Origin of the sequence: Halomonas sp. E19, assembly GCF_052439355.1 — a bacterium.
GTDB lineage: Bacteria > Pseudomonadota > Gammaproteobacteria > Pseudomonadales > Halomonadaceae > Halomonas.
In genome coordinates, this window is record NZ_JBNFWU010000001.1 from 3,510,418 (window position 1) to 3,535,654 (window position 25,237).

Below are 25,237 nucleotides of genomic sequence, written 5' to 3' on the forward strand. Positions count from 1 at the left end.
CTGAGTGAGGTTTCGACAACGCCATCATCCTCTCCCTTTTCGGCTGGACCCTTATCATCCAGACCGATGTGTGTTGAATCGCCATCCAAGCAGCACCAGTAAGGCGGCCAACAGCCAGGTCGGCCAGCTACCGGTTCGGGTGAACGGCGTGTTTCCCACCATGGGCATCACCTCGCCGCGAAGGCTCGTCGCCTGGAACTGTGGTGCGCGGGCCGTGACGCGGCCCTGAGGATCGACGATGGCGGTCACGCCGTTGCTGGTGGCGCGGATCAGGTACCGGCCGTTCTCCAGGGCGCGAAGGCGGGCCATCTGCAGATGCTGCAGGGGGCCGATGGAACGGCCGAACCAGGTGTCGTTGGAGACCGTCAGCAGTAGCTCAGCATCGCGCGCCTGCTCGGCGACCCGGTCGGCATAGATGATCTCGTAGCAGATGGCGTTGCCGATGGTGGTCCCGGCGGCGTGGATCGGCCCCTGAGCCTCGGGCCCGGGCGTCATGGTTGGCATGGGCAGGTCGAAGAAGGCAATGGTACCGGCGAGCAGACGATCAAGCGGCAAGTATTCGCCGAAGGGCACCAGGCGCGCCTTACGATACTGGCCCTCGGCGTTCCCCAGGCCGATCACGCTGTTGTAGTAGTCGCCTCCGTCGCGCTGCAGAATGCCGGTGAGCAGGGCGGTGTCGGGCGCGAGATTGGACTGCACCCGCTCGAGGATCGGTCGCGCCTCTTGCTCGAACATCGGCAGGGCCGCCTCGGGCCAGACAACCAGGTCGAGGTCGCCGGACTGGGCAAGGGTCAACACCGTGTAGATACTGGCCGCCTCGCGCTGGCCCTCGGGCGTCCATTTGATCGCCTGATCCAGGTTGCCCTGCAGCAAGGCGACCCGCAGCGGCTCGCCGGCCGGGGAGGTCCACTGGGCCGGCAGGGCCAGGGAGTCAACCAAAGAGCGGCGATGGGCACTATGGCCCACCAGCGTCGGCGCAGAAACTCCACGCCCAGGGTGCCGGTCAGCGCAGTGATCAGCGATAGCAGGTAGACCCCACCGACCGGAGCCCAGGCCGCCAATGGCGAGTCTACCTGGGAGGTGCCCAGCAGCAGCCAGGGAAACCCGGTAAACAGCCAGGTGCGCAGCCATTCGCTCAGCACCCAGACGCCGGCGAAGCTGAGGAAGGCCAGCCGCCGGCCCGTTATGCGACGATAGAACCAGAAGGGCACGGCAAAGAACAGCGCCAGGCCGGCCACGAACAGACCGGTGAGGAAGAGCGCTAGGGGCGCCCCGGTATAGCCATAGTCGTGGATCGCGACGAAGACCCAGGAGGTCCCCGAGCCGAACAGGCCTACCCCATAGCACCAGCCGCGAAGGGCGGCCTGAGAGGGTGTCAGAGCATGGATGCCGACATAGACGAGGGCCACCGCTATCGGGCCCAGCCACCACAGCGCGAAGGGCGCGGCGCTCAGGGTGGTCAGCCCTCCGGCGACCAGGGCCAGCAAACAGCCGAGAGCCGGCGTGACCCGTCCGGCAAGCGTCTTGTGCGGGACTGACAGGTTGTCTGCAACCATGCCGTCACTCAGACAATCTGGAGGAGGGACGCTCACGCAAGGTCGTAATGGCGAAGGCCACTACGCCCAGGAACAGAGCGATATCCGCCAGGTTGAAGGCGGGCCAATGCCATTCACGCCAGTAAACGTCCAGGTAGTCCACCACATACCCTCGTGCCAGGCGGTCGATGCCATTACCCAACGCGCCACCCAGCATCAAGCTGTACCCCAGCGCCTCCAGACGGGGCCTGGGCCGGCACAACAGGATGGTCAGAACGATAGCCACCATCCCCGTCAGGCCCAGGAAAAGATAGCGCTGCCAGCCACCCGCATCGGCGAGGAAGCTGAAGGCTGCCCCCGTGTTCCACCAGTGACCCCAGTTGAAGAATGGGGTCAGCGGGACGGTCTGGCCATACGGCATCAGCGCCTGCACCAGCCACTTGATGACTTGGTCGGCCAGGCCGACCAGGCCCGCCAGGGCCAACCAGTACAGGCCCTGACGCGCCATCGCTATCCGTTTCGTTCTCATGACGTGGCTTCCTGGTAGCGCGGGCTTGCCGAGCCACTCGTGGCGGTGACGGGCGAGAAGCGATAGCCCAGCAGCCGCATGGCGTTCAGGGTCACCAACACGGTGGCGCCGGTATCCGCCATCACCGCGATCCACATGCCGGTAATGCCCAATGCCGTGGTCACCAGGAAGATGGCCTTCAGACCCAGCGCCAGGGCGACGTTGGTCTTGACGTTGCGCAGCGTGGCCCGAGACAGGTCAATCAGCTCGGCGATGCCGGTGACGCGGTTCTTGAGCAGGGCCGCATCCGCCGTTTCCAGTGCCACGTCGGTGCCGCCCCCCATGGCGATGCCGACATCGGCTGCTGCCAGCGCCGGGGCATCGTTGATCCCGTCACCCACCTTCCCTACAGGCCCCGGCCGGCGGCCTGCCACGCCTGCACGCGCCGGGCCTTGTCCTCGGGCATCAGCTCGCCATACGCCTCGATGCCGAGAGAGCCACCGATGGCAGCGGCGGTACGTGCATTGTCACCGCTGAGCATCACCGCCTGCACGCCCAGGCGTGACAGCGCCGTCAGCCCCTCCTGGGCGTCCTCACGCGGCTCATCGCGTACTGCGATCAGCCCCAGCGGACGCTCGCTCTCGACCAGCAGGGCGAGACTCTTGCCGGCGTGTTCCAGCTCGGCGATCCGGGCGCTCAGATCGTCATCGAGTGCAGCCTGCTCTGTCAGTTGCCGGGGGAGACCAAGCTCAGCTCACGCCCCTCGACCTGACCAGCGACGCCACGTCCCGAAGGGCTCGGTTGCCGTTCGTCTGGGGGATGGAAAGGCCCAGCTGCTGTGCATGCGAGAAGATGGCGGTGGCGATGGGATGACTGGAGTCACGTTCCAGCGCGGCGGCCAGCCTCAGGATCTCCTGCGCGCCCTGGCCGGTGGCCCAATCCTCCACGTCGGTGACCTTGGGGGTACCGGCGGTGAGGGTGCCGGTCTTGTCCAGCGCCACCGTTCGGAGCTTACCCAGCTGTTCGAGCACCGCGCCGCCCTTGATCAGCAGCCCACGGCGGGCGCCCGCCGAGAGGCCGGCAGCGATCGCCGCGGGGGTCGAGATCACCAGGGCACAAGGACAGGCGATCAACAGCAGGGCCAGGGCGCGATAGACCGATTCCGACCAGGCCATGGTCGAGACCAGCGGCGGCACCACCGCCATCAGCAGGGCGAGCCCCACCACCGCCGGCATGTAGTAGAAAGCGAAGCGATCGATGAAGCGGGCCACCGGTGCCTTGGCGGCCTGGGCCTCCTCCACCAGGCGGATGACCCGGGCGATGGTGTTGTCCTCGGCACCGCGGGTTACCTCCACTTCCAGGGCGGCATCGAGGTTGACCGTGCCGGCGAAGATGTCGTCACCCGGGGCACGCGAGCAGGGCACGGACTCCCCATTGATCGGTGACTCATCCACATCGGACTCGCCGGTCAGGATACGCCCATCGCAGGGGACGCGGTCGCCCGGTCGCACCAGGACTCGCTGCCCGGGCGTAAGCGTGGCGGCCGAGACCTCCCGGATTTCCCCATCCTCCATCAGCCTCGCCGTGGACGGGGTGAGGTCCGCGAGGGCCGAAATGCTGCGTCGCGCCCTTGAGGCGGCCACCCCCTCCAGCAATTCGCCCACGGCGAACAGGAAGACCACCACCGCCGCCTCGGCGGCGGCATCGATGGCCAGGGCGCCCAGGGCGGCGATGCTCATCAGCATCTCGATGGTGAAGGGGTTGCGCATCTTCAGCGCGCCCCAGGCACTCTGTGCGATGGGCACCAGCCCCACCAGGGTGGCGGCGACGAAGGGCCAGTTGCCCAGGGCCGGCCAGGTCAGGCGGAGAACGAAGGCCAGAGTCAGCAGGCCCCCGGTGACGATTACCAGGCGTCCCTTGGCGGTCTGCCACCAAGAGGCTGGGGAGGCATCCGACTTACCTCCCTCATCCTCGCCGGCAAGGCGGTAACCGAGCTCGTTAAGGGTCCGCTCGATCGCCTCATGAGAGGACCTCGTGCTCTGCTGAGGGTGAATCGTCACCGATCCGGTGACCGAGCTGGCCGACACCTCCTCGATGCCCTCCAGGCGGCCCAGCGCAGCTTCGACCTTGCGCTCGCACCCACCACAGTCCATGCCTTCCACCCGTAGCGTCGAGGCTGTGGCCGTGGCTATGGGTGCTGAATTCTTCATGGTGACACTCCTGGCGATGCGTTATCCTTTGCAGTATAAACCTTATAGCAACTATAGATTCAAGCCATACGGGAGGAACATCAGGATGCCGGAGATTAGCCCTGCCATCGGCATCGGCGAGCTGGCACGGCGCGCCGGCTGCAAGCCTGAAACGGTGCGCTACTATGAGCGCATCGGGTTGGTGGGCGATGCGTCGCGCACCGTGGGTGGGCAGCGACGCTACGGCGAGGAGGCTGTCAGGCGGTTGACCTTCATTCGCCATGCCCGGGACTTCGGCTTCTCGGTGGATGCGGTGCGTGAACTGCTGGCCATGTCAGACCAACCCGACATGCCGTGTCAGGAGGTCGACGCCATTGCCAAGCACCACCTGGAGGAGATCGAGGCGCGGCTGCAGCGGCTCTCCGCTCTGCGTGACGAGCTCAGACGGATGGTGAGCCAGTGTGCCGGGGGAAGGTCGAAAGCTGCCGGATCATTGAAGTGTTGGGCGATCATCAGCTTTGTATCAGCGACCAGGCCCACGGAGGCGCTCACGATCTGGGGTAGGCGCCTGGACGGGTCGGCATGCTAGCCCAGCGAGACATCCAGGAACAGCATGAGTACCAATCCCACCGAGAGCCCCAGCGTCGCCTTGTTCTGGTGGCCGCTTCGGTGGGTCTCGGGAATGATCTCATGGCTGATGACATAGAGCATGGCGCCGGCGGCGAAGGCCAGCCCCCAGGGAGCAGCACTTGCGACATGCTGACGACTCCCGCTCCCAGCAGGCCACCCAACGGCTCGACCAGCCCGGTGAGGGAGGCAATGGTCCAGGATCGCCAGCGTGAATACCCCTCACCCAGCAATGCCACTGCCACCGCCAGGCCTTCCGGCGCATTCTGCAGGCCGATACCGATAGCAAGGGAAGTCCCCCTTCGCTTCCCCCTGCTCCGAAGGCCACACCCACCGCCAGACCCTCTGGCAGGTTGTGGATCGTGATGGCGAAGATGAATAACCAGATTCGGCGCAACGATGCAGCCTCCGGCCCTTCACGCCCCTGTTCGAAATGTTCGTGGGGGAGTCGCTCATTCAGCAGGGCGACCAGTCCGATCCCCATCAGTATCGACGCGCAGGCAATGGCGGCAGGCAAGACGCTACCGCCATAGCGCAGTCCAGAGGCTTCCAGGGAGGGAATGATCAGTGAAAGAAGGACGCCGCCAGCATGACACCGGCGGCGAATCCGAGTGCCAGGTCGCGAACGGCACGATCGGGCGCCTTGCTGATCAGGACAGGTAGCGCTCCGATGGCGGTCATCGAACCGGCGGCAAGACTACCCAGGAACCCCAGTGTGACCGGAGAGACACCTTCCATAGACCCTTCCCTTCTGGAGGATTGGTACTGCAGGGAATGTTGTGTCACACGACAATAGCCATTACATGGCCACCGATGCGTGTCATACAACAAGCCTGCCTGTCGGCCTATCGATTATCCAAGGCGACCAGACCGGACGTACCGATGGCTTTTTGCAGACGACCACGAGCCTCGAAGAGCACGCTTCGATAATCCTGGGGTGCCGGTGACTCCCCCAGAATGATGCGCTGCCCCTCCTCCAGAGGATCGACAGGTCGGTCACCCACTCTCACTTCGTAGTGCAGGTTGGGACCCGTGGTGAGTCCGGAGGCCCCGACTTCCCCCAGCGTGTCGCCGGCATTGATGACGTCCCCGACCGACAGACCGGAGGCGAAGCGGCTGAGATGCGTATAGCGGCTGAGGGTGCCCATCTCGTGCTCTACCTCCACGACACGACCATAACCTCCACGGCGACCGATGAAGGAGACCCGCCCCGGCGCCGTCGCCATGACCGGGGTGCCGCGAGGCGCGGCAAGGTCGACGCCGTCATGACGACGTACCCCCCGTATACGGGATGGCGTCGATTGCCGAAGGCGGACGTCAGGCGTGCGCCGACCACCGGGAACCGCTTCGTCTCCACAAGGCTACCGTCCTTGTAGAGCATCACGGTGGCTCTCTGGTCCGCTGGCCATACCATCTCCAGTCGTGCCGACTGGTCAGCCAACCCCATATAGGTCAGACGGGGAGGCCCAACTCGCGTGCCATCCTCTCGGCGATCCTCTTCCCACAGTAACTGCAGGCGCTCCGCGCCCGAAATATCTCGGGCTGTGTCCATGAGTCCGCCTAACAGCACCTCGAGGTCCACGGCGAAACGCGTGGGTATCCCCTCTGCCGCCAAGGCGGCATAGAGTGACGTTTCGACGTCCACTTCACGGCCCAGAGTCAGGGTGTCGAGACGAGGCGGGACAATCCGCGTCGACGGCCGCTCCCCAAGCGTGACGACGTATTGAATACCCGAATCACGCTCGATGGTCACCGACACCGGCTGTCCGGTCGTCAGAGAGGTGAAAGTGAGACGGTCTCCAGGCCGCAAGCGTCTCGGGTCGAACCTCTCCGCCAGCGATTTCGACGCTTGGGTGCGCGTGTCGGAATCCGCGCCAAGCTGCTGCAGCAATGCATTCAGGGTATCCCCTGGTGCCACGGTTAGCTCTTGGGCGACGCGCTCGGGCGGCTGAACAGCCGAGGGTGATGATCCCTCCTGCGGGATAGCTTGTGCCCTGGCCGATGTCGGCTCGCTCGGTGATAGCGAGGCATTGTCTTGCCAATGGGCTTCGGCCAGCAGAGGGCCCAGCCCCATCAACCCTACCAGCATCCAGCGTCGCGTCATGACGCATCGTCCTCGCCAGAGGCCTCGGTCACCTCACGATTGACGGCGTCGACCAGCTCCTGCATGCCGAAGGGGTCCACCAGCTCGCCATTGACGAAAAAGGTCGGCGTCTGGCGGATCTGATTGGCCTTGACGTCAGCCTTGTCCTGGTCGAAGACCGCTTGTACCTCGGGTGAATCAAGTTGTTCCTCTGCTGCAGCTCTATCTAGACCGGCCTGGCTGGCGATATCCAGAATAGCAGCTTCATCGAAGCTGCCATGAGCCGCCCACTGGCTCTGGCGGGCCAGCAACGCCTCCAGCACCGGCTGGAAGACGTCCTGGTGCCTGGCGACTTCCAGCACGCGAATGGCGGTTTCGGACACTTCTCCGTGGAAGGGCGTGTAGCGCACCACCAGCCGCACCTGGTCGGGGTACTCTTCCAGGATGCGCTTGGTCAGCGGGTAGAAGGCACGGCAGGCCTCACAGGCCGGGTCGAAGAACTCCACGATGGTCACCGGTGCTTCTTCCGGCCCCAGAATAGGCGAGTGTGAGCGCACCAGAGAGTTTTCGACCTGAGCTCCATCCTGGTTGGCCGCCTCGGCGCCCATGCCCAACAGCGAGGGTCTCGATACGATCACGATGATGGCGATCAGCATCAACGCACCGGCCAGGATAAAAGTCGCTTTTTTGTACATTTACTTCTCCAATTCAAATGGTTAAGCGAAAAGCACGACGAGAGGACTGCTGAGTGGATCTCAACCGCTGATGGGTGCCCAAGTCGGCGAATAGTGGCGTGTTATCCATGCCCATAAAGATTGGCTCCCTGATGCGCATGATCAATATGCTCGAATTCCAAGCTGGAGTGGCCAATGTCAAAGCGTGCTTTGATATCCGCCTTGATCGCCTCGAGCTGCTGCCAGCCTTCTTCCGTCGTCACCACGTGGCAGTCAAGTGCGGCGGTATTCTCCTGCATTTGCCATAGGTGAACATGATGCACATCCTCAACCCCTTCGACGCTACGCAGGGCATCAATGACTGATTGACCATCGACATCGGGTGGCGAGCTCAGCATCAGTGTCCGGATGGGGCCACCTATCTCCGTAAAGGCAAGATAGAGAATATAGAGTGCAATACTGATCGTAATCGCGGGGTCTACCCAGCGCATGTCGTATAGCAGAATCAGCGAGCCGCCAATGATCACAGCGATGGACGCAAACGCATCAGACAGGTTGTGCAGGAAGAGAGCCCGAATGTTGACGCTATGTTTTTGCATCGACCAGGTGAGCAAGGCCGTTAGCGCATCGACAAGAAGAGCGACAATGCCGATGATGACGACTATCCAGCCCTGAATCTCTGGCGGGTCGATCATGCGCATCACGCCTTCATAAATTAGATAAAACCCAACGAGAATGAGGGTCGTGTAGTTGATCAGCGCTGCGACAATCTCGATTCGCCCATAGCCGAACGTCATCTGAGAGTCTGGCGGCCGTCTCGCGATCTTGCGGGCAGCAAATGCAATGATAAGGGCAGCCATGTCGGAAAGTTATGCAGCGCATCCGCGATCAGCGCGAGGCTTCCCGCCAGGATACCCCCAACGATCTGAGCAACAGTCAATATCCCGTTGGCCCAGATGGCGATGCTCATCCGACGGTCACCAGAGGTGGGGTCAAGATGGGGATGATCGTGATGATGTCCCATGCGTCATCCTAGTGTCACCTGATGACCCAGCAGTATAAAACCTATAGCAACTCAAGATTCAAGCCCGAATTCTAATGAAGACCGAGCCGGGGCTAGGCGTATGGAACTTTGCGTAGTGGGCGCCGTACCAAACACGGTTACCATGTTCCATGCCCCGGAAGGAGCCCATTTTGATACCCAAGCCGCACTCGCACGCCTGGCTGATGAGCCTAGCTTTACTATTGATGGTGACGCCAGCCCTCGCCGAGCCACGACTGCCAGACTTCACGGAGCTGGTCGACAAGGCCGCGCCGGCCGTCGTCAACATCTCGACCTCCCGGGAAGTCGAGATGTCCATGACGTCCTCTCGGCAGTTTGGGGGGCAGGAGATACCGGAGGTCTTCCGTGAGTTCAATGGTGACTGACCGCGACTGAGCAAGATCACTGTTTCCCTACCTGACCATGGTGGAGTGGCTCAATCTCTGCGCTCAGACTTTCCCCAAGGACGTGACGCAGTTGTCCTGCTGTGCCGGGTGAACGGCCAGGACAGGATACTCTATTGAATATCACTACTTGCACAAGTCAGGAAACAGACTTGATCGAGCTTCCAGCCAGGTTTGCTTTTCTACGGATAAGGCCAGGGTGCGCGTCGGCGCAATCCCCACGCTGACCGGGATATGCGTGAAGCGCCGTACTTTGGTGAACAGCTCCTGGGCGTGACGGTGCATCTGCTCAGGGGCAAAGCCGTCGAAGCGCACGAACATCTCGTCGATGGAGTAGGGCTCCACGCCGGCAGAGAACTCCTCCAGCACCTGCTGCACCCGGGAGGACATATCCCCATAGAGCTCATAGTTCGACGACAGCAGCACGATGCGCCGCTGGCGGAGCAGTGGCTGCAGCTCGAAGGCAGGTGTGCCCATGGCCACATCCAACGCCTTGAGCTCGTTGGAGCGGGCGATCACGCAGCCATCGTTGTTGGAGAGCACGCCCACGGGCACGCCCTCCAGCCGCGGCTGGAAGGCCCGCTCGCAGCTGACGTAGAAGTTGTTGCAGTCGATCAATCCGATCATGGGCCCAACCCCGGCTAGACGGTGTACTCGTGAACCACCGCGCGCACCACGCCCCAGGCCTGGCACTCCAGGTCCGCAGCGGGGATGGGGCGGTAGGCGGGGTTCGCCGAGGTGAAGTAGGGGCGGTTGCCGATAAGCTCGTAGCGCTTCACCACCAGCTCCCCCTCCACCGTGGCGACCAGGATGTGCCCGGGGCGCGGCTCGATGGCGCTATCGACCACCAGCAGATCGCCCTCCGCGATGCCCAGTGCCTCCATGCTGTCGCCGGTGACGGTCATGAAGAAGGTTGAGGAGGGGCGCTTCACCAGCCGCTCGTTGAGGTCCAGGGTGCGCTCCTCGTAGTCCTGGGCAGGGCTCGGAAAGCCCGACAGCCCGGCGCGCGTCAGGGGCAGAGGGAAGGGCAGGGGCTGCGCCGGCGGCGCCGGGTCCGCGGGGATGAGCTTGGGGTGTGGCATGACGAGCTCCTTTCTATACCTGATATTTATACAGTATCAGGCAGGCGACCCAACCTGCCAAGCCCTTGCACCACGAAGGTCGCGAGCAGGCGCAGCATGATGCTGCTAATCTGACTGAGGATTAGGCATAGCAAGGGAGTGCGAAATGGAAACTCATACTCGTCAATGCAGGACCTCTCTACTGGCTCCGGCGGGAAGTCGGCTCACGACCCAAAGCGGACGGTTCTGAAAATGCAGTTAGCTTGCTCATTGGTGCCATGCCGGCGAGCTATACTTACTATAAATTTTTCAGTGAAGTGGCTGGTAAGCTGGAGGCGGTTAATATTATTGGATGCGCTTGGGTGTTCGTTAATGATCATGACGCGCGGCTTAATAGCTGTAAAAACTTTAGGGAGAAAGTATGTCGACCTCAAAAAAACTAGAAGAGCAAGCAGTTTGTCCTCACTCATATTTATCAAAAGAAGTGATGTTTGGGCAGAAGACCGGAGACAATATTTGCAATGCGTGCGGTGAAACTTTTATGCGCAACGAGAAGATATTGCCTCCGGAACACAGATGCTCAATAATCGCCTCTGTCCACGCACTTCTTATAGCTATACGCGCGAACCCAAATCTAAAACTTGTAGAAAATTATGAACTAAAATTCGTTGGAACTTACAAATGGGCGCTCGTCGATTCCGATAGCAAAATCTCAATACCTATAATGGCAAAAGTAGCTGATGAGGCAATTTCGGTCGGTTTGGTAAATCTATGATGAGTAAGAATCCAATAGAGGTGTCGATTCATGAAAAAATTTGAAGAATTAGAGGTTGTTGCGCAGACATTGGGAGATGGCGGCCCCTTCAGCCCAAATACCGAATACGAGACAGTGGAAGAGCTTGTCGATGCTCTAGTTGAACTTGGAAATACCGATAAAGTCTTTGCTCGCCACGACGATCATTTGGGATTAAAGAGCGAGCTACCTGATGATTTTCTCAGGTCGCCTTTGAACGATATTGACAAACCAAGATTTGAGTCTGCAATAGAAGCTGTTATAGATCAGGCGAATATAATTATCCCCCTCTCCGAAAGGCAGCTAACTGAAGAAGACCTTGAAGAAATACAAGAAGACAAATTATATAGAGGCGAAGATATTGATGATTAAGCTTTTCCGCTAACAATGCCAGTCACGGCGATGGCAACTGCCTTGCTGTTTCATCTCCATGGTGTAACCGCGCGTGCCGTCGCGTTGTGTCAGAGCTGATATTGCTCCTGGCCGGAACTGTAACCCTAGATAATACTGATAAGACGTCTATGGCAGTTGACGACCCTGAGCGGCCGTTCCGCCAAATGCTGCAGTGATGTTCATCTTTGTTATGCTGGCAAGCTATACTTAATTCTCACTAGATTCATAGGTTGAACAGTTAGGCGCTTGGGAGAAGATTGAGATGCCGAAATACCAGGTCCGAGGCACAGGTAAAGAGTCAGGACGTTCAAGAACGCGAACCTATACGGCCAAAGACGAAATCTCGGCTCGGAAAATGGCAGAGACCAACGGGACGGCAGTGGACGGCATTGAGGAGCTTCCTCCCGAGTCGCCGACCGAACGGCAGATTGCATATGCCAAGGAATTAGGGATAAGAATCCCAGCTGAAGCGACAAAAGCTGAACTCAGCGACCTTCTATCTTGCAAGGTCGATGAAGATTCCAAGGCTTCGCCGAAGCTTTTAAAGCTTGCTGATGAATACGGCATTGAAACCACTCAATACTCAGGTGAGGGGGCCGTATATGGTCGTATCTTCACAGCGTTGTCGGCCTCCAGCCGTGAACACGAGCTGGCCGCTTGGTTTGCGTTCAATGTCCTTCAAGATCGCTTAGGTTCCCAATCTACAGCAGTTGCTTCGTTAAATGACCCGAAAATAAATGCAGTGGCGTCTAAGCTTGTGGCCGATACGAAGGCCATGAAATCAATAAAGCGCTATTCGGACAGTACTCTGCTCTGGTTTGGGGAGAGAACCGACCGCGACGGCTATACACGGCAAGGCGGAAGCAAAAGAACTGCTGCGTACAAATATGCTGCGGATTTAGTTGACGCCGAGTTCGGATTGAAGGCCGCCACCGAAAAGTCGCCCAGAGAGCCCTCTCGTTCTTGCACTGCGGCAACGCCGTTGGCACCTGCCGGAAAATCGGGGATTTCTATTTCTCAGATCACAATCATCGTAATAGTTGTTATTATTGCTTTTTTGGTGGTGTTTTGAGCTATGGTCTGGCATGCGCCTAACCAGTCGATGCAGGTGACGTTTGATCCGTCATCCATTTTTTCTACCGAGAAAACGGCAGTCGCTCCAAAAGCACCTGAACTCGGACGTTAAATATCAATAGGGGGAGTCATGGGTCGCAGATATAGAAGAAAAAACAGCCTAGGGTCTGTAGTAATTGATGTCGTTCAAATCGCTTCTCGTCTTCCCTGGTGGGGTGCTTTACTTTTCGGTGCTGTGGCTTACTTGCTAATTTATATTGGCATAGGCGGCTATCTTGAAGGGCAGCTTGCGGCACAAGAGGGCAGCCATTTCTATCCTGTTGTTGAGGCGCGCTACGCTCGAATCATTCGGCTCACGAGCTGGGTCGGGCACGCGTGTTTATTAGTGGGTGCATTTTTCGCCGTCCGCAACCACTTCTTTGGTGCCAATGCTCAGCGTACTGAAAAAGGTATAGTCGGTGTGGTTGCCAAAATATTGGGGCGAAGGATTGATTAAGAGTCTTAACAAGATAATGTTGGCCGACACAACAAGCATCGCCCTTGAACAACAGGCCTCAAAGCGCTTGCTGCGCGGCAAATTGGGGCATTACATCAGCACTCACTCAAAGACCGCTTTTGGCCGTGAGCTGCCATCGCGAGCCATTTTAGGGAGAAGAGTCTGAGTGAATAAGGAACGCTTACCTCAGCTTGTTGCCGAGCTATATCGAGTTGTTAATGAGCTGGAGGCGATGTTCCCGGGTAGGCACTTCACCCCGGATGGCCACCTGGTTGGCAGCCTTGGCGAGTGCCTGGCGGCGCATCACTATGGATTGGAGCTACTGCCAGCGTCGTCACCCGGAGTCGATGCTGTATGTGATGGGCGGTTCGTGGAGATCAAGGCCACGCAGGGTGGCCGAGTCGCGTTAAGAAGTTGCCCTGAACATCTTCTGGTGCTGAAGCTGGATCGGCACGGCGGCTTCACGGAGGCCTACAACGGCCCTGGGGAGCTGGTTTGGCAAGAGCTCGCCGATAAGCCGTTGCCTCGCAACGGCCAGTACCAGGTGTCCTTGGCCCGGCTCACGAAGCTGATTGGCAGCGTGGCGGCTGACGCACGGCTTCCGATGGTCGTGCCGATCGGTGAGTAGTCTGCGCTTTCGCATGTGATAGGCTTGCTTGACTCCCCATGCTCGTGTCGTAAGCTCACTGGTGCAAGCGCCGCCCATGGCGGCCCGGTGGTCTCGACCGGCACCAACCGAGGCACCCCGGCACCCAGGCGTTTTGAGGGTGCGCCGCTTGGCGGTACGCCACCTCCCAAGGCCTCGCGCATCCCGAGACGAGGCCGCCCATCCGGGCTGGATGCCGCATCTCGTCTTCGGCACTCATGTGCCATCACCCACCAGGGGATCCACATCCCCGGTGGGGAAGGTGTGTCCCCTGTGTGCATTACCACAGGAGATCCACCATGAAATCCTACGATATGTCGTCTCTGGCTCGTGACCATGGCTTTGTGGGCAAGGTCCGCATCAGCGAGCGGGTCATGGACGACTGCATGTATGTCGCAGAGCTTGTTGTCTCGGGACATGGGGTCAGCCCCATCGAACGATTCCAGCTGCTGCTGCAGAACGTGGCCAGCCAGCTGTCCGGGTACCCGGCAGGGACCCAGGCGGTGCGGTTGACTCACCATCGCATTCCGCCCAGCGGGAACTCCCACCAGCCTCTGGCCCTGGAGCTCGAGGCTCTCGTTGTGCAGAACGACCGTCAGCACGGTGACTACCTGCTGGTGGCACGCCACGACGAGCTAAACCACGCGCAGCTTTTCGCCGCGTAACCTTTCCTCACTATCCACCCCGACCGGGACATCGCTCCCGGAGGGGGCGGTCTCGGTCATGTCCGGAGGTTCTGGTCATGACACACACTTCAGCAGCTGCCCTCCCGGCAGAGTCTCGCTACTCCCCATCCAATGCGCCTCAGCTGTTCGTGCGCGACAGCGACGGCAACTACCTGGCGGCCCCCGATGATCGCGTCATCGATGCGGCGCGGCAGCTGGTGGAGCGTTCCGTCTCCAAAGGCATGAAGCTCAACACGCCCAATCGGGTACGTGAGTTCCTGTGGCTCAAGCTGGCCGGCTATGACCATGAGGTGTTCGGTGCCATCTTCCTGGACACCCAGCACCGCGTGATCGAGTTCAGCGAGCTGTTCCACGGCACCCTCGACTCCGCCTCGGTCTATCCGCGGGAGGTGGTGAAGGCGGCGCTGCACCACAACGCCGGAGCGGTGATCTTCACCCACAACCACCCGAGCGGAGAGCCCGACCCGAGCGATGCGGACCGACGCATCACCCAGCGCCTTCAGGAGGCGCTGGGTCTGATCGAGGTACGCGTGCTCGACCACATCGTGGTGGGCGGTTCGGACTCGGTCTCCTTCGCGGAGCGGGGTTATCTCTGACACCTCGGGCGCTTGCCCGTGACTTCTTGGACGGGTGCCGGCGCTGCCGGCCCCGTCCGCTCTTTGCATCCTGTCGAACAGGAGTCTGGTGATGATCAAGATCCCCGGACGGCTAACCGTCCGCACCATTCATGGCCGCAACGGCCCCTTCAACGTGGGCCGGCTGGCGGCCTCGATCGGCGAGTTCGTCATCAAGGATCCTCAGCTGGACCAGTTCAGCGAAGGGGTGTTTGAGGGCGAGTTTCTGCTGCTCGAGATTCGCCCGGCGAGCTACTTCGCCAGTGGCCGGCTGGTGGTGGAGGTTCGCGCCAAGGTCGGCGAGATGCTGCTGACCGAGGACGGCATGCTGGTGACCCAGCATGGGCCGCGCTTCGACTCCGCGGAGATGGATCCGCTGGAGGAGGAGGCCGCTCCAGCGCCACCCGTGCCGCCAGCCCCGCCTGCGCCTGGGTCGGGCGAGCCGATGGCACCGCCCACGCCGTCGCCTCAGGTTGATGCTAGTGAGGGGCCAGGGCCCCAAGCCCCGGAGACCCACGCCGCTGGCCAAGAGGCCAACCCCGACGCCGAGCTCTTCGGCCTGCTCTGGCCGCTGGGGCAGAGCGTCAAGCTCGATCCCACTGTGGACCGGGCGCTGTTCCGCCGTCAGGTGAGTCGACTGAAGGAGTTGGGTTACCGATTCCAGGCGCCGACTCAGACCTGGCAAGCCGCTGCCTGAGGCAGCCACTCCCCACCGGGGCATCTCGATGCCCTGGGCTCGGGATGTCCCCATCGCTCTTCGCTAACCGATGGAGGCCACCATGCCCGAGCTCTACACCCTCGAAGAGTGCCTGGACCTGTACGCCGATGCGTTCTGCCTTGGCCGGCAGCGCGAATGCCTGTTCCTCTCCCTGTGGGGGCGGGATACGGCGCTGCAGGAGCTGCTGGCCAGGCTGACGCTGCCAGCGGCAGACAACGGCCTGGATGCCCTGCATCTCTGCCAGGGGGACACTCGCCACCCCATGATCTTTGGCGACATGGACCGCTACTCCCGGCGCTCCGCCCGGCTGCGCCAGACGCGCTTCGGCACCCTGGTGCACGTATGGCTCTTCGATCAGCGCTGCATCACGCCGGATCGCGCCAACCTGCACAGCATCGTCCTGCTCGACAACGAGGAGGGCGCCCGCCCGGTGGATGACCAGCTGTGGCCACGCGTGCGCGAGCTCTGCCCGCTGCCCCTGCTGGATCACTGGCAGGGGCCGGTGATGACGCTGCTGCATGCCCAGCAGGCGGTACTGCCGGCCTCGTTCTCACAGGGGCCGATTCAGGCCTGGGAGATCTCTCTCGATGAGAACGACATGGCCCTGCGCCTCAGCGGCATGATCCGCGCCGGCGTGCTCACCCCCGAGCCCTGAGCGCTCGCTCCACCACGGTGCGGCCGTTCTGGCCGCGCCTACCATACCCAACCGACAGGAGATGTCGCATGGCACTGATGTTTCAGCGCATCGCGCGCAACTTCGCCAGGAATGGCTACTTCCCTACGGACGAAGCGTCGCTCGAGCGGGTGCTTCAGGCGCTGAGCCCGGCAAGCGCCGGCCGGATGCGAGTGCTCGACCCCTGTGCGGGGAGGGCGCTGCCATCGCTGAGCTTGCCCACCACCTGGGGCGCGAACGCGTTCAGGCCTGCGCCGTGGAGTATCACGCCGAGCGGGCCGCCTCGATGCATGGCCTGGTGGATAGAGGCCTACAGGGCGACCTGATGGACACGGTGATCTCACCGCGCAGCATGGGCTGCCTGTGGCTCAATCCGTCCTATGGCGACCTGCTGGCCGACCACGCCGGCTACGAGAGCTATCAGGGCAAGGGGCGCAGGCGCCTGGAGAAGCTGTTCTACCAGCGCACCGTTGGCACCCTGCAGGTCGGGGGCGTGATGGTGTTGATCGTTCCCGACTACGCCCTGGACAAGGAGCTGACCGGCTGGCTGGTCAACCACTTCACCGAGCTGCGGGTCTTCCGCGCCGCCGTGGATGACTTTCAGCAGGTGGTGGTCCTGGGCCGCCGGGTGCGACGCCGCGAGGCGCAGCGCAGCCAGGAGGTCAAGGCGATGCGCGCCCAGCTGCTGCGCGTGGGAAGCAAGGAGGTCATACCCGAGGTGATCCCGGCGGTGTGGCCCTTCGAACCCTACGCGGTACCGGCGGCTCAGGGCGAGCTGCGCCACTTTTACCGCGTGTCGCTCGATGCCGATCAGCTGGCCGATGAGGTCGGGAAGCTGCAGGGGCTCTGGCCCGAGGTGGGCAGCGTGTTCGGGAAGACCGGCCTGTCGCCGCGTCCCCCGGTGCGCCGGCTCTCCTCTTGGCATCTGGCCCTGTCGCTGGCGGCCGGGGCCATCTCCGGCGTGGTGACCGCGCCCAGCGGCCGCTGCCTGGTGGTCAAGGGCAACACCCACAAGGATAAGGTCGCCAAGACCGAGTTCACCGAGCGGGAGGATGGCTCCATCACCGAGACCCGCGTGCTCACCGACCGCTTTGTGCCGGTGATCCGCGCCTGGGAGATGACGCCAGACTCGCCTCGCTGTGGGCAGCTGCTGACCATTACCTCGACGCCGGCGGCCAATGATGGCGAGCCGGAAGAGGGTGATCAGATGGCAGACGCCGAGGCAGGCGATGCCCCTGAGCCGCTCAACCGGGTCGCCGAACGTGCCGCGAGGCCGGATCCACGCCGCTTCGAGGTGGGGCGAGTGGTGATGACCCGGGCCGTCAACGAGTTGGTGGAGCAGGGCGAGGTCTCGCCCATGGCGCTGCTCCGACGACACGTCACCGGCGACTGGGGTGACGTGCCTGAGGAGGACCGCCAGAGCAACGAGCAGGCCCTGGTTCACGGTGACAGGCTGCTCTCGTCCTACCGGATCGGTGAGTCGCTCACGGTCTGGATCATCACCGAGGCGGACCGCAGCGCCACCACGCTGTTGCTGCCAGACGACTACTGACCGGCGCCCCGGGCGCCATTCCCCACGGCGGGCCTTTCCAACCCGCCAGGAGGGGAGTGTCCGCCGTTTTCTTGTGAACAAGGAGACGGACATGAACGACATCACTCAGCTGCCGGCGCCGGCCGGCATGGCGCAGTCTGGCGAGGTCTTCGGGCCTCAGGTGGACCTCAACGCCTTCGTGGAGGAATTTGGCGATGGCCTGCTGGCCTCGCTCAACCGCTCCCATCCCCCGGTCTATGACGGCGAGGCCAACCCTCGTCGTCAGGCCATCATGGATGCCCTCAAGCGGGCGCCTTTCCCCGAGCAGGCCGAGGTGGTCCAGGCCATCTCGGCGCTGCTGCTCGATCGGCACGAGCCGGCGGGCATCATCAACGCCGAGATGGGCACCGGCAAGACCATGATGGCCATCGCCACCGCGGCGGTCTGTCATGGCGAGGGCTATCGGCGTTTCTTGGTGATCGCACCGCCCCACCTGGTCTACAAGTGGCGGCGGGAGATCCTGGAGACAGTCAATCAGGCCAGGGTCTGGGTGCTGAACGGCCCGGATACCCTGGTCAAGCTGCTCAAGCTCCGTGAGGCCCTGGGCCAGCCGTCCGATGGGCGGCCGGAGTTCTTCATCCTGGGGCGTGTGCGCATGCGCATGGGCTTCCACTGGCGTCCCGTCGCGGCGCGCAAGCGCGTGCCGGGCGGCGAGCTGGCGGCCTGTCCCCAGTGCGGTGGCACGGTGGTCGACTGCGACAACGAGGTGGTATCGCTGTCGCAGTTTCTCCGTGAGGAGCGGCGCCACAAGTGCCGGCACTGTCACAGCCCTCTCTGGACGCTGATGCGACCCCAACGGGCGACGGGCAGCCTGCAGCGCGACCTGGTACTCAAGGCGCTGCGCAAGCTGCCCACCATCGGCAAGGTCTCCTCGGAGCGCCTGGTGCAGCAGTTTGGCGAGGAATTCCTGGCCACGCTGCTGGGCGACAACATCCACGAGTTCATCAACCTCATGGATGAGAACGGGGAGCTGGTGTTCTCCGACCGGCAGGCGGCCCGCATGGAGCGCGCCATGGCCACGATGGAGTTCGGTTTTGGTGAAGGCGGCTATCAGCCGACCGAGTTCATCAAACGGCAGCTGCCGGATCACACCTTCGATCTGCTGATCGTGGACGAGGGGCATGAGTACAAGAACGCCGGATCCGCCCAGGGCCAGGCCATGGGCGTGCTGGCAGCCAAGGCGCGTAAGTCGCTGCTGCTGACCGGCACCCTGATGGGTGGCTACGCCGACGACCTGTTCCACCTGCTGTTCCGCATCCTCACGCCAAAGATGCTCGAGGATGGCTATCGCCCCAACGGGCGCGGATCGATGGGCCCTGCGGCCATGTCGTTCCTGCGTGACCACGGGGTGCTGAAGGACATCTACACCGAGCGCGATGGCGATTCGCACAAGACAGCGCGAGGCAAGAAGCTGTCGGTGCGGACCGTCAAGGCCCCGGGCTTCGGCCCCAAGGGGATCATGCGCTACGTGCTGCCCTTCACCGTCTTCCTCAAGCTCAAGGACATCGGTGGCAACGTGTTACCGCCCTACGATGAAGACTTCATCGAGGTGCCGATGGACGACGAGCAGGCCTTTGCCTACCGGCGGCTCGAGGGGCAACTGACCGCCGAGCTTAGACAGGCGCTGGCACGCAAGGACACCACCCTGCTGGGCGTGGTGCTCAATGCGCTGCTGGCCTGGCCGGACTGCTGCTTCCGACCGGAGACGGTCAAGCACCCGCGCTCGGGCAGCCTGCTGGCGTTCGTGAAGAGCCTCTATGGCGAGCAGCAGCCGATGCCCAAGGAGCGCGAGCTGGTGGCGATCTGCCGGCGAGAGAAGGCCGAGGGTCGCAAGGTGCTGGTCTACACGACCTACACCGGCAAACGCGATACCAGCAGCCGACTCAAGGCGATGCTCACCCAGGCCGGCTTCAAGGTCGCGGTGCTGCGCTCCAGCGTGGAGACCCAGCGGCGCGAGGACTGGATTGCCGATCAGGTCGACCGCGGTGTCGACTTGCTGATCACCAATCCGGACCTGGTGAAGACCGGGCTCGACCTGCTGGACTTCCCCACCATCGTCTTCATGCAGACGGGCTGGAACGTCTACACCCTGCAGCAGGCCGCCCGCCGCTCCTGGCGGATCGGCCAGCAGCAGCCGGTGAAGGTGCTCTACCTCGGCTATGCGGGATCGTCACAGATCGCCTGCCTGTCGCTGATGGCCAAGAAGATTGCCGTGGCCCAGAGCACGTCGGGAGACGTGCCTGAGTCTGGTCTGGATGCCCTCAACACGGATGGAGACTCCGTGGAGATGGCCTTGGCCAGGCAGCTGGTCAGCTGACCGCTACCCAACCTATGCCCCCTCTTCGGAGGGGGCTTTTTGTCACTGTGGCAGGAGACTGCTTGCTGGATGAGACTTTGGTTGTAAGCCTGCTGAGACGGTAAGTTAATACATCGCTTATAAATAATATGGGCATAACCTGGATGAGATTGATTGCCCGATAATTATAATCGTGCGCGCTTGGGTCGCATCCCACGGCTATTGCACCAGGGCAAGGAGTGCCCCGGAGTAAACCTCTCTCATCGCATTTAGCGTTTCTGCTGGTGCCCGTCAGGGCTCAGCGTTGTGATGCACGGACTGCATCCAGAGGAGCGAAAATTGCGGATTCTCAATATTCTACGCGGCCGCCGCAGCGCGACCGACAGCGTCCAGGATGACGCAGGCTGGGAAAGCCCGCGCACCGGCGCTGAGCTTCTGGCCACGCCCTATCGGCAGCAGTTGCTCCGGGCAATACAGGAAAGCACCTCGCTGACGGCGCCGGTGTTCGAGGCCTACGTCAAGGAGCCGCTGCAGCGATACGCCGAGCGTGTCCAGCTGCTGCCAGCCTCGGAATCTTACCACCATAGCTACCCGGGTGGCATGCTGGACCATGGCCTCGAAACCTGTGTGTTTGGCCTCAGGCTCCGACGACAGCACCTGCTCCCTCCGAAGGAGTCACCCGAAAAACAGTCCTCTACGGGGGAGCTGTGGAGCGTGGCGGTCATCTATGCCTGCTTGCTGCACGATATCGCCAAGGTCATCGTCGACGTCGATATACACCTGAAATCCGGCCGAAGGTGGTGCCTGTGGGAGGGCATCATTCCCGACCAGTATCGCGTTCGCTATATCAAGGGGCGAGACTACTTCCTTCACGCTGCGGCCAACCCCTCTTGTGCAAGGAGGTGATGGGCAATGCCGGCCTCGAGTGGCTGAAAAGCCAGCCGGAGCTGTTTGGACTGGTGATGTACGCCATCAGTGGGCACGCGGAGCGCTCCGGGGTGATAGGGGAAATCGTCAGCCAGGCCGACAGGGCCAGCGTCGCCAAGTCGCTGGGTGGCAAGGTCTCGAATATCGACAAGGCGCCCAGGAATCTCTACAGAGCAAGCTCAAGGGCGCCATCCGCCATATCGTCACAGAAAAGATCCGCCTGAATGAAAAAGGCGCTCAGGGGTTTGTCACCGCCGAGGCGCTGTGGCTGGTGACGCCGCTGGTACCCCGAGAGATCAAGAGCTACCTCCTTTCCCATGGTATCGAGGGTGTGCCATCCAATGAGTCTCGCCTCTATGACGAAATGCAGTCCCATGGCCTGATTATAGAGAATCCAGAGGGGCGTTCGGTCTGGAAGTGTAGGGTCGAGATGGGGGAATGGCGAACCGATCTCTCCATGCTCAAGGTTCATAAGTCGCTCGTTTGGAGCGGTGATGAGGAGCCTGAGATTTTCTCGGGGAGTGTCGAGTCCCTTGACGTTGGTGAGAGTGGTGAAGGTAGTCAGCCAGCTAGGCAACAGCGTGAAGATCAGGAGTCAGGTGACAAGCCTGAAACTCCAGAAACTTCAAGCGAGCGGACTGAATCGAGTCGCACCGAGAAAATCCAGGATGATCTGGAAGCCTCCATTCTTGATATCGCCACAGGCGGCGATGAGAAAGCAGCGCCAGATTTGGAGCGGCAGCCAAGTCGTAACCCTGATACGGGTGCCGAGAAGCTTGCGGAGCAGGCACCGCTCGGACAGCCATCATCCGGGGAAGTGTTTCTCGCCTGGCTGCGAGACGGGCTGAAGACTCACAAGGTATTGATGAACGACTCCAAGGCCCTGGTGCATGCCGTGGATGGGATGCTGATGGTGGTCAGCCCCAAGGTGTTCAAGCGCTATTGTCAGGAGGTGAGCGGAGAAGAGAAAGGCTGGAAAGAAGTTCAGGATTCATTCCAGAAGCTGAAGCTGCACAAGAAAAACAAGGATGGCGGAAGTTTTCACAAGGTAAAGGTGGTCGGCCCAAATAAGAAATCGAGCACGCTTTCTGGGTATCTTGTGGGTAAAGATGACCTGATGGAGGGGGTAAGGAGGTGTTTGATAACCCCTTTATTGACCTGATTGATGGGAAGCCTGAAGAATGAAAACACTTACCTTTGACGACTTGCTGCAATCCTATTTTTCTGAGCGCTGGCTGACCGAAAGGAGCCGTATTTCCTATGGCGTTCCGGTGAAGCTATTCCGCAGGTTCGTGGGCCAGGATAAGCTGCCTGCTGAAGTGACTCGTGATGATGTCAGGGAGTGGAGGGAGTTCTGCTTCTCGGAGGCGGGTAGAAACCTCGCGCACTCAAGCTGGAATAATTACTGCCGGCACAACCGAATCCTCTTCAAGCATGCGATTGATCATGCCTTGATCGATATCTCCTACAACCCTTTTGCCAAGATGGAGGTCAGCTCTCCCAGAAAGCGGAAGAAGACACTGAGCAAGCGGCAGGTCGAGATGGCACGTGAAGCCATCAGCCTGTATAAAAAGATGGAGATCTACCGAGAAAAGCCTACGGCACTTCACCCTGTATGGTTCTGGGAGATCGTGTTCGAGACGTTTTACCATACGGGCATCCGTCTGACTCAGCTGTTGCTGATGAAGCCAGAGGATATCAACCTAAAAAGTCGTGTGCTTACCGCTACCTGGCAGGGGGCCAAGAACAACCGTGAACACTTTGTTCCCATCTCCAATGCTCTCTACCCGCACCTGGAGAACTTGATGAACTCGGCCAAGATGGTGGGGATCAAGCGTGGTGAGCAGATTTTCAATGTGAACCGATTCAGCGTTCGGCACCGAATGGAGACGATGGACTCCTGGCAGGTGGAGAGCTTCTATCAGAAGCTGTCCCAGATTTGCGGCTACCAGATGAGTCCGCACCGATTCCGCCATACCCTGGGCACTGAGCTGATGAGAGAGCCGGATCGCAACCTGCACATCGTCAAGGCGCTGCTCGGCCACAGCAACATCAGCACGACGCTCGAGTATGTCGAGGTTGATATCGGCAGCTTGCGAAGTGCTCTGGAAGGGCGTCTCTAGAGCGGTTGACGTCAAGACTGATCTTGTACTTCTCCGCATCAAACCCAGCCCTTGGTGCTGCCAAGGGCTGGGTGGATATCTGCCGCTATGTTGGAAGAGGGCTTCTCTAGTCCCAATGGCTGATTAGAACGACATGACTTCGCCGTCGGTAGGGATCAGCACGCGATCCTCCAAATCTTTTTCCCGCACATAGTCGCCCAGTTCCTCACGGGTCAGGGTCATGTGATTCACAGCATCCATGTGCACTGCGATGATGGTGGCATTCGGAGCCGCTTGATAGGCGCGCAGGGTGTCTTCCTTGCCCATGATAATTGGGTCGCCCTCGAAGCCATTGACCTCGGCGGCGCCGGCATTCAGCACGATTACCTCAGGCAGGTACTTTGCCAGTGCCTGGTCGACAGCATCATGCCATACCGTATCCCCGATCACATAGGTGGTCTGGTGGCCCGGTGCCTCGAAGACCACGCCCATTACTTCGCCGAGAGTCTCAGCAAGCTCGGGGATGGCATAGATGGCTTCGGAGCCATGCTGGCCCCCAGTGCGGTGTAGATCGACCCCACCGAACTCGGCAGTGCCATCCAGGACTCGCACGTCCTCGAAGCCTTGTGAGCGAATCAGTTCGGCATCGGACTCGTGTTGGGCGAACAGCGGGATATCCTTGGGCAGCAGGGCCTGGGCAGCATCATCCCAGTGATCCAGGTGGGTGTGGGTGACGATGACCGCGTCTACGCCATCGATCACCTCCTGCACTGACATCGGCAACTCCACCAAGGGGTTGCGTAGCTCACTGCGATAGGTGCCATCGAAGCCGGGATAGGCACCCTTTTCGGCCAGCATGGGATCGATCAGGAAGGTGGTCTCACCATAGGTGATCTTCACCGTGGCATTGCGGATATGTTGCACCTGCAGGGCTGTGTCCTCTGCTAGCGGTGCGGCGTAGGACGCGCCGCTGGCGAGGGCGGCGGCCAGAAGCAGGGGCTGACAAGCGTCTTGAATGACATCGAGGTTCTCCGCGTATGGTGTTGGATGGAGCACACTGTAGGAGAATCTGCTTGGCCAGATAATCGGCCCAGGAGACAATAATCGAAAGAATTGGGCCAAGAGAGGCATTATGTCGCTTCCCCGCGTGGGGCTGATTCTCTATCCGCACTTCAGCCCCTTCCATTTCTCGGTACCCTATATGGTATTCGGCACGCCGTCCCCCGAGGGACCCTGTTCGATCTGTGCATCGTGGCACCGACGGGACAACAGCTAGAAGCCGAGCGAGCCATGACGGTGCGTCCCGATGGTGGTCTTGAGCTGCTGGAGAAGGTGGATATCGCTGTGGTTCCCGGCTGGCACGACCTGGGTGAGCCACCGGCGCCGGAGTTACTCGAGGCCCTGGTACGCTGCCATGAGAGGGGCGCCCATGTGGTAGGGCTCTGCTATGGGGCCTATGCCCTGGCCTATGCGGGGCTGCTGGATGGTCGGCGAGCCTCGACCCACTGGCTGGCCGAGGAAGATTTCAGCCATCGATTCCCCGCCATTGCGCTGGATACCAATGCCCTCTATGTGGAAGACGATCGCCTGGTGACCTCTGCTGGGACGGCCGCCGGGCTGGACTGCTGCCTGTTCCTGGTGCGCGAGTACCATGGGGCTCGGGTCGCTAACCAACTGGCCCGGCTGCTGGTTGTGCCGCCCCACCGGGAGGGCGGGCAGGCGCAGTTTATCGAGCAGCCGATGGCCGCCTCCACCCAAGACTCCCAGATCAACCTACTGCTCGACTACCTGCGCACACACTTGGCGGAATCGCACAGCATCGATGCACTGGCCGCTCGCACCAACATGAGTCGTCGCTCCTTCACCCGCCATTTTCACCGCGCCACTGGCATGACGGTGGGGGAGTGGTTGATCAACGAGCGCCTGAGGCGAAGCTGTGAGCTGCTGGAAACTACGACCTTGCCGATCGATCAGGTGGCAGAGTGCAGCGGCTTTAACACGGCGACCTCGCTCAGACAGCACTTCCAGCAACGTTTCCGCGTGAGTCCCAGGGAGTGGCGAAGGGCTTTTGGCATCAGGTAGAGACATCGGGGGAGCCGCACAAT

The 25,237-nt window shown here is 61.2% G+C and carries 25 protein-coding genes and 5 pseudogenes; 17 read left to right on the forward strand and 13 right to left on the reverse strand.

Annotation, left to right across the window (positions count from 1 at the left end; all coding sequences use genetic code 11):
* Positions 1–54: 54 nt before the first annotated feature.
* The 3 genes and pseudogenes from lnt to ACUDAL_RS18440 all read right to left on the reverse strand — a co-directional run bounded on the left by lnt (position 55) and on the right by ACUDAL_RS18440 (position 4,253).
* Positions 55–1,556 (reverse strand): annotated as a pseudogene (gene lnt / locus ACUDAL_RS18430) (apolipoprotein N-acyltransferase).
* Between the two features lie 4 nt (positions 1,557–1,560).
* The gene (lspA, locus tag ACUDAL_RS18435) at positions 1,561–2,064 is read right to left on the reverse strand and encodes a signal peptidase II (protein WP_444679147.1); all 504 of its coding nucleotides are present in this window, start codon (positions 2,062–2,064) and stop codon (positions 1,561–1,563) included.
* Positions 2,061–4,253, reverse strand: a pseudogene (locus tag ACUDAL_RS18440) (heavy metal translocating P-type ATPase). The gene lspA and the pseudogene ACUDAL_RS18440 overlap by 4 nt, the downstream one beginning before the upstream one ends.
* Before the next feature lie 85 nt (positions 4,254–4,338).
* Here ACUDAL_RS18440 and ACUDAL_RS18445 point away from each other — a divergent pair.
* Positions 4,339–4,821 (forward strand): MerR family transcriptional regulator, encoded by a 483-nt coding sequence (locus tag ACUDAL_RS18445; RefSeq protein WP_444679148.1) that lies wholly within the window; start codon positions 4,339–4,341, stop codon positions 4,819–4,821.
* Here ACUDAL_RS18445 and ACUDAL_RS18450 read toward each other — a convergent pair.
* From ACUDAL_RS18450 to ACUDAL_RS18480, 7 genes and pseudogenes are all read right to left on the reverse strand, one after another.
* On the reverse strand, positions 4,818–4,943 hold the full coding sequence (locus ACUDAL_RS18450; RefSeq protein WP_444679149.1) for a hypothetical protein: 126 nt from the start codon (positions 4,941–4,943) through the stop codon (positions 4,818–4,820). The two genes, ACUDAL_RS18445 and ACUDAL_RS18450, sit on opposite strands and share 4 nt — an antisense overlap.
* A 101-nt stretch (positions 4,944–5,044) precedes the next feature.
* Positions 5,045–5,260 (reverse strand): annotated as a pseudogene (locus ACUDAL_RS18455) (hypothetical protein); the annotation flags it as partial.
* Positions 5,261–5,423: 163 nt separating this feature from the next.
* Positions 5,424–5,597, reverse strand: a complete 174-nt coding sequence (locus ACUDAL_RS18460; RefSeq protein WP_444679150.1) for a hypothetical protein — start codon at positions 5,595–5,597, stop codon at positions 5,424–5,426.
* A 107-nt stretch (positions 5,598–5,704) separates the two neighbouring features.
* Positions 5,705–6,085, reverse strand: coding sequence for a M23 family metallopeptidase (locus ACUDAL_RS18465; protein WP_444679151.1), 381 nt, complete (start codon positions 6,083–6,085; stop codon positions 5,705–5,707).
* Positions 6,016–6,963 (reverse strand): hypothetical protein, encoded by a 948-nt coding sequence (locus ACUDAL_RS18470; protein ID WP_444679455.1) that lies wholly within the window; start codon positions 6,961–6,963, stop codon positions 6,016–6,018. The genes ACUDAL_RS18465 and ACUDAL_RS18470 overlap by 70 nt, the downstream gene beginning before the upstream one ends.
* Complete coding sequence (locus ACUDAL_RS18475) at positions 6,960–7,637, reverse strand: DsbA family protein (protein ID WP_086509374.1); 678 nt, start codon at positions 7,635–7,637, stop codon at positions 6,960–6,962. Before ACUDAL_RS18475 ends, ACUDAL_RS18470 begins: the two co-directional genes overlap by 4 nt.
* A gap of 101 nt (positions 7,638–7,738) precedes the next feature.
* Positions 7,739–8,640: pseudogene (locus ACUDAL_RS18480) on the reverse strand (cation diffusion facilitator family transporter).
* Positions 8,641–8,843: 203 nt separating this feature from the next.
* On the opposite strand from ACUDAL_RS18480, the gene ACUDAL_RS18485 reads away from it, so the two are divergent.
* Positions 8,844–9,044, forward strand: a complete 201-nt coding sequence (locus tag ACUDAL_RS18485) for a hypothetical protein (protein WP_444679152.1) — start codon at positions 8,844–8,846, stop codon at positions 9,042–9,044.
* Between the two features lie 144 nt (positions 9,045–9,188).
* Here ACUDAL_RS18485 and ACUDAL_RS18490 read toward each other — a convergent pair whose 3' ends face one another.
* On the reverse strand, positions 9,189–9,689 hold the full coding sequence (locus tag ACUDAL_RS18490; RefSeq protein ID WP_119023417.1) for a Y-family DNA polymerase: 501 nt from the start codon (positions 9,687–9,689) through the stop codon (positions 9,189–9,191).
* A gap of 14 nt (positions 9,690–9,703) precedes the next feature.
* Complete coding sequence (locus tag ACUDAL_RS18495; RefSeq protein ID WP_444679153.1) at positions 9,704–10,144, reverse strand: LexA family protein; 441 nt, start codon at positions 10,142–10,144, stop codon at positions 9,704–9,706.
* 784 nt (positions 10,145–10,928) lie between these two features.
* Between ACUDAL_RS18495 and ACUDAL_RS18500 the strand changes: the two genes are divergently transcribed.
* From ACUDAL_RS18500 to ACUDAL_RS18565, 14 genes and pseudogenes are all read left to right on the forward strand, one after another.
* On the forward strand, positions 10,929–11,288 hold the full coding sequence (locus ACUDAL_RS18500) for a hypothetical protein (protein WP_444679154.1): 360 nt from the start codon (positions 10,929–10,931) through the stop codon (positions 11,286–11,288).
* A gap of 376 nt (positions 11,289–11,664) precedes the next feature.
* Positions 11,665–12,381, forward strand: a complete 717-nt coding sequence (locus ACUDAL_RS18505) for a hypothetical protein (RefSeq protein WP_444679155.1) — start codon at positions 11,665–11,667, stop codon at positions 12,379–12,381.
* A gap of 132 nt (positions 12,382–12,513) precedes the next feature.
* Entirely contained in the window at positions 12,514–12,879 is a 366-nt protein-coding gene (locus tag ACUDAL_RS18510) for a hypothetical protein (protein ID WP_444679156.1), read from the forward strand.
* A gap of 166 nt (positions 12,880–13,045) precedes the next feature.
* A complete protein-coding gene (locus ACUDAL_RS18515; protein ID WP_444679157.1) occupies positions 13,046–13,507 on the forward strand; it encodes a DUF6998 domain-containing protein in 462 nt (153 codons plus the stop codon).
* Between the two features lie 317 nt (positions 13,508–13,824).
* Positions 13,825–14,190, forward strand: a complete 366-nt coding sequence (locus ACUDAL_RS18520) for a hypothetical protein (RefSeq protein ID WP_444679158.1) — start codon at positions 13,825–13,827, stop codon at positions 14,188–14,190.
* 77 nt (positions 14,191–14,267) lie between these two features.
* On the forward strand, positions 14,268–14,807 hold the full coding sequence (radC, locus tag ACUDAL_RS18525) for a RadC family protein (protein WP_444679159.1): 540 nt from the start codon (positions 14,268–14,270) through the stop codon (positions 14,805–14,807).
* Positions 14,808–14,898: 91 nt separating this feature from the next.
* Positions 14,899–15,522 (forward strand): DUF3275 family protein, encoded by a 624-nt coding sequence (locus ACUDAL_RS18530; protein ID WP_444679160.1) that lies wholly within the window; start codon positions 14,899–14,901, stop codon positions 15,520–15,522.
* A gap of 82 nt (positions 15,523–15,604) precedes the next feature.
* Entirely contained in the window at positions 15,605–16,198 is a 594-nt protein-coding gene (locus tag ACUDAL_RS18535) for a hypothetical protein (RefSeq protein ID WP_444679161.1), read from the forward strand.
* A 61-nt stretch (positions 16,199–16,259) separates the two neighbouring features.
* Positions 16,260–17,768: a DUF6094 domain-containing protein gene (locus ACUDAL_RS18540; RefSeq protein ID WP_444679162.1), complete on the forward strand. Its 1,509-nt coding sequence runs from the start codon at positions 16,260–16,262 to the stop codon at positions 17,766–17,768.
* A gap of 91 nt (positions 17,769–17,859) precedes the next feature.
* Entirely contained in the window at positions 17,860–20,124 is a 2,265-nt protein-coding gene (locus ACUDAL_RS18545) for an SNF2-related protein (protein ID WP_444679163.1), read from the forward strand.
* Positions 20,125–20,442: 318 nt separating this feature from the next.
* On the forward strand, positions 20,443–21,009 hold the full coding sequence (locus tag ACUDAL_RS18550) for a TraI domain-containing protein (protein WP_444679164.1): 567 nt from the start codon (positions 20,443–20,445) through the stop codon (positions 21,007–21,009).
* Positions 21,009–21,379 (forward strand): annotated as a pseudogene (locus tag ACUDAL_RS18555) (TraI domain-containing protein); the annotation flags it as partial. The gene ACUDAL_RS18550 and the pseudogene ACUDAL_RS18555, both read left to right, overlap by 1 nt.
* Positions 21,380–21,487: 108 nt before the next feature.
* Positions 21,488–22,192, forward strand: coding sequence for a conjugal transfer nickase/helicase domain-containing protein (locus ACUDAL_RS18560; protein ID WP_444679435.1), 705 nt, complete (start codon positions 21,488–21,490; stop codon positions 22,190–22,192).
* 19 nt (positions 22,193–22,211) lie between these two features.
* Positions 22,212–23,153, forward strand: a complete 942-nt coding sequence (locus ACUDAL_RS18565; protein ID WP_444679165.1) for a tyrosine-type recombinase/integrase — start codon at positions 22,212–22,214, stop codon at positions 23,151–23,153.
* 123 nt (positions 23,154–23,276) lie between these two features.
* On the opposite strand, the gene ACUDAL_RS18570 is transcribed toward ACUDAL_RS18565, so the two are convergent.
* Positions 23,277–24,254 carry an MBL fold metallo-hydrolase gene (locus ACUDAL_RS18570; RefSeq protein ID WP_444679166.1) on the reverse strand — a complete coding sequence of 326 codons (978 nt, stop codon included), beginning with the start codon at positions 24,252–24,254 and terminating at the stop codon, positions 23,277–23,279.
* A 168-nt stretch (positions 24,255–24,422) separates the two neighbouring features.
* Here ACUDAL_RS18570 and ACUDAL_RS18575 point away from each other — a divergent pair, with 168 nt between their 5' ends.
* Positions 24,423–25,214: a helix-turn-helix domain-containing protein gene (locus ACUDAL_RS18575; protein WP_444679167.1), complete on the forward strand. Its 792-nt coding sequence runs from the start codon at positions 24,423–24,425 to the stop codon at positions 25,212–25,214.
* Positions 25,215–25,237: the final 23 nt, after the last annotated feature.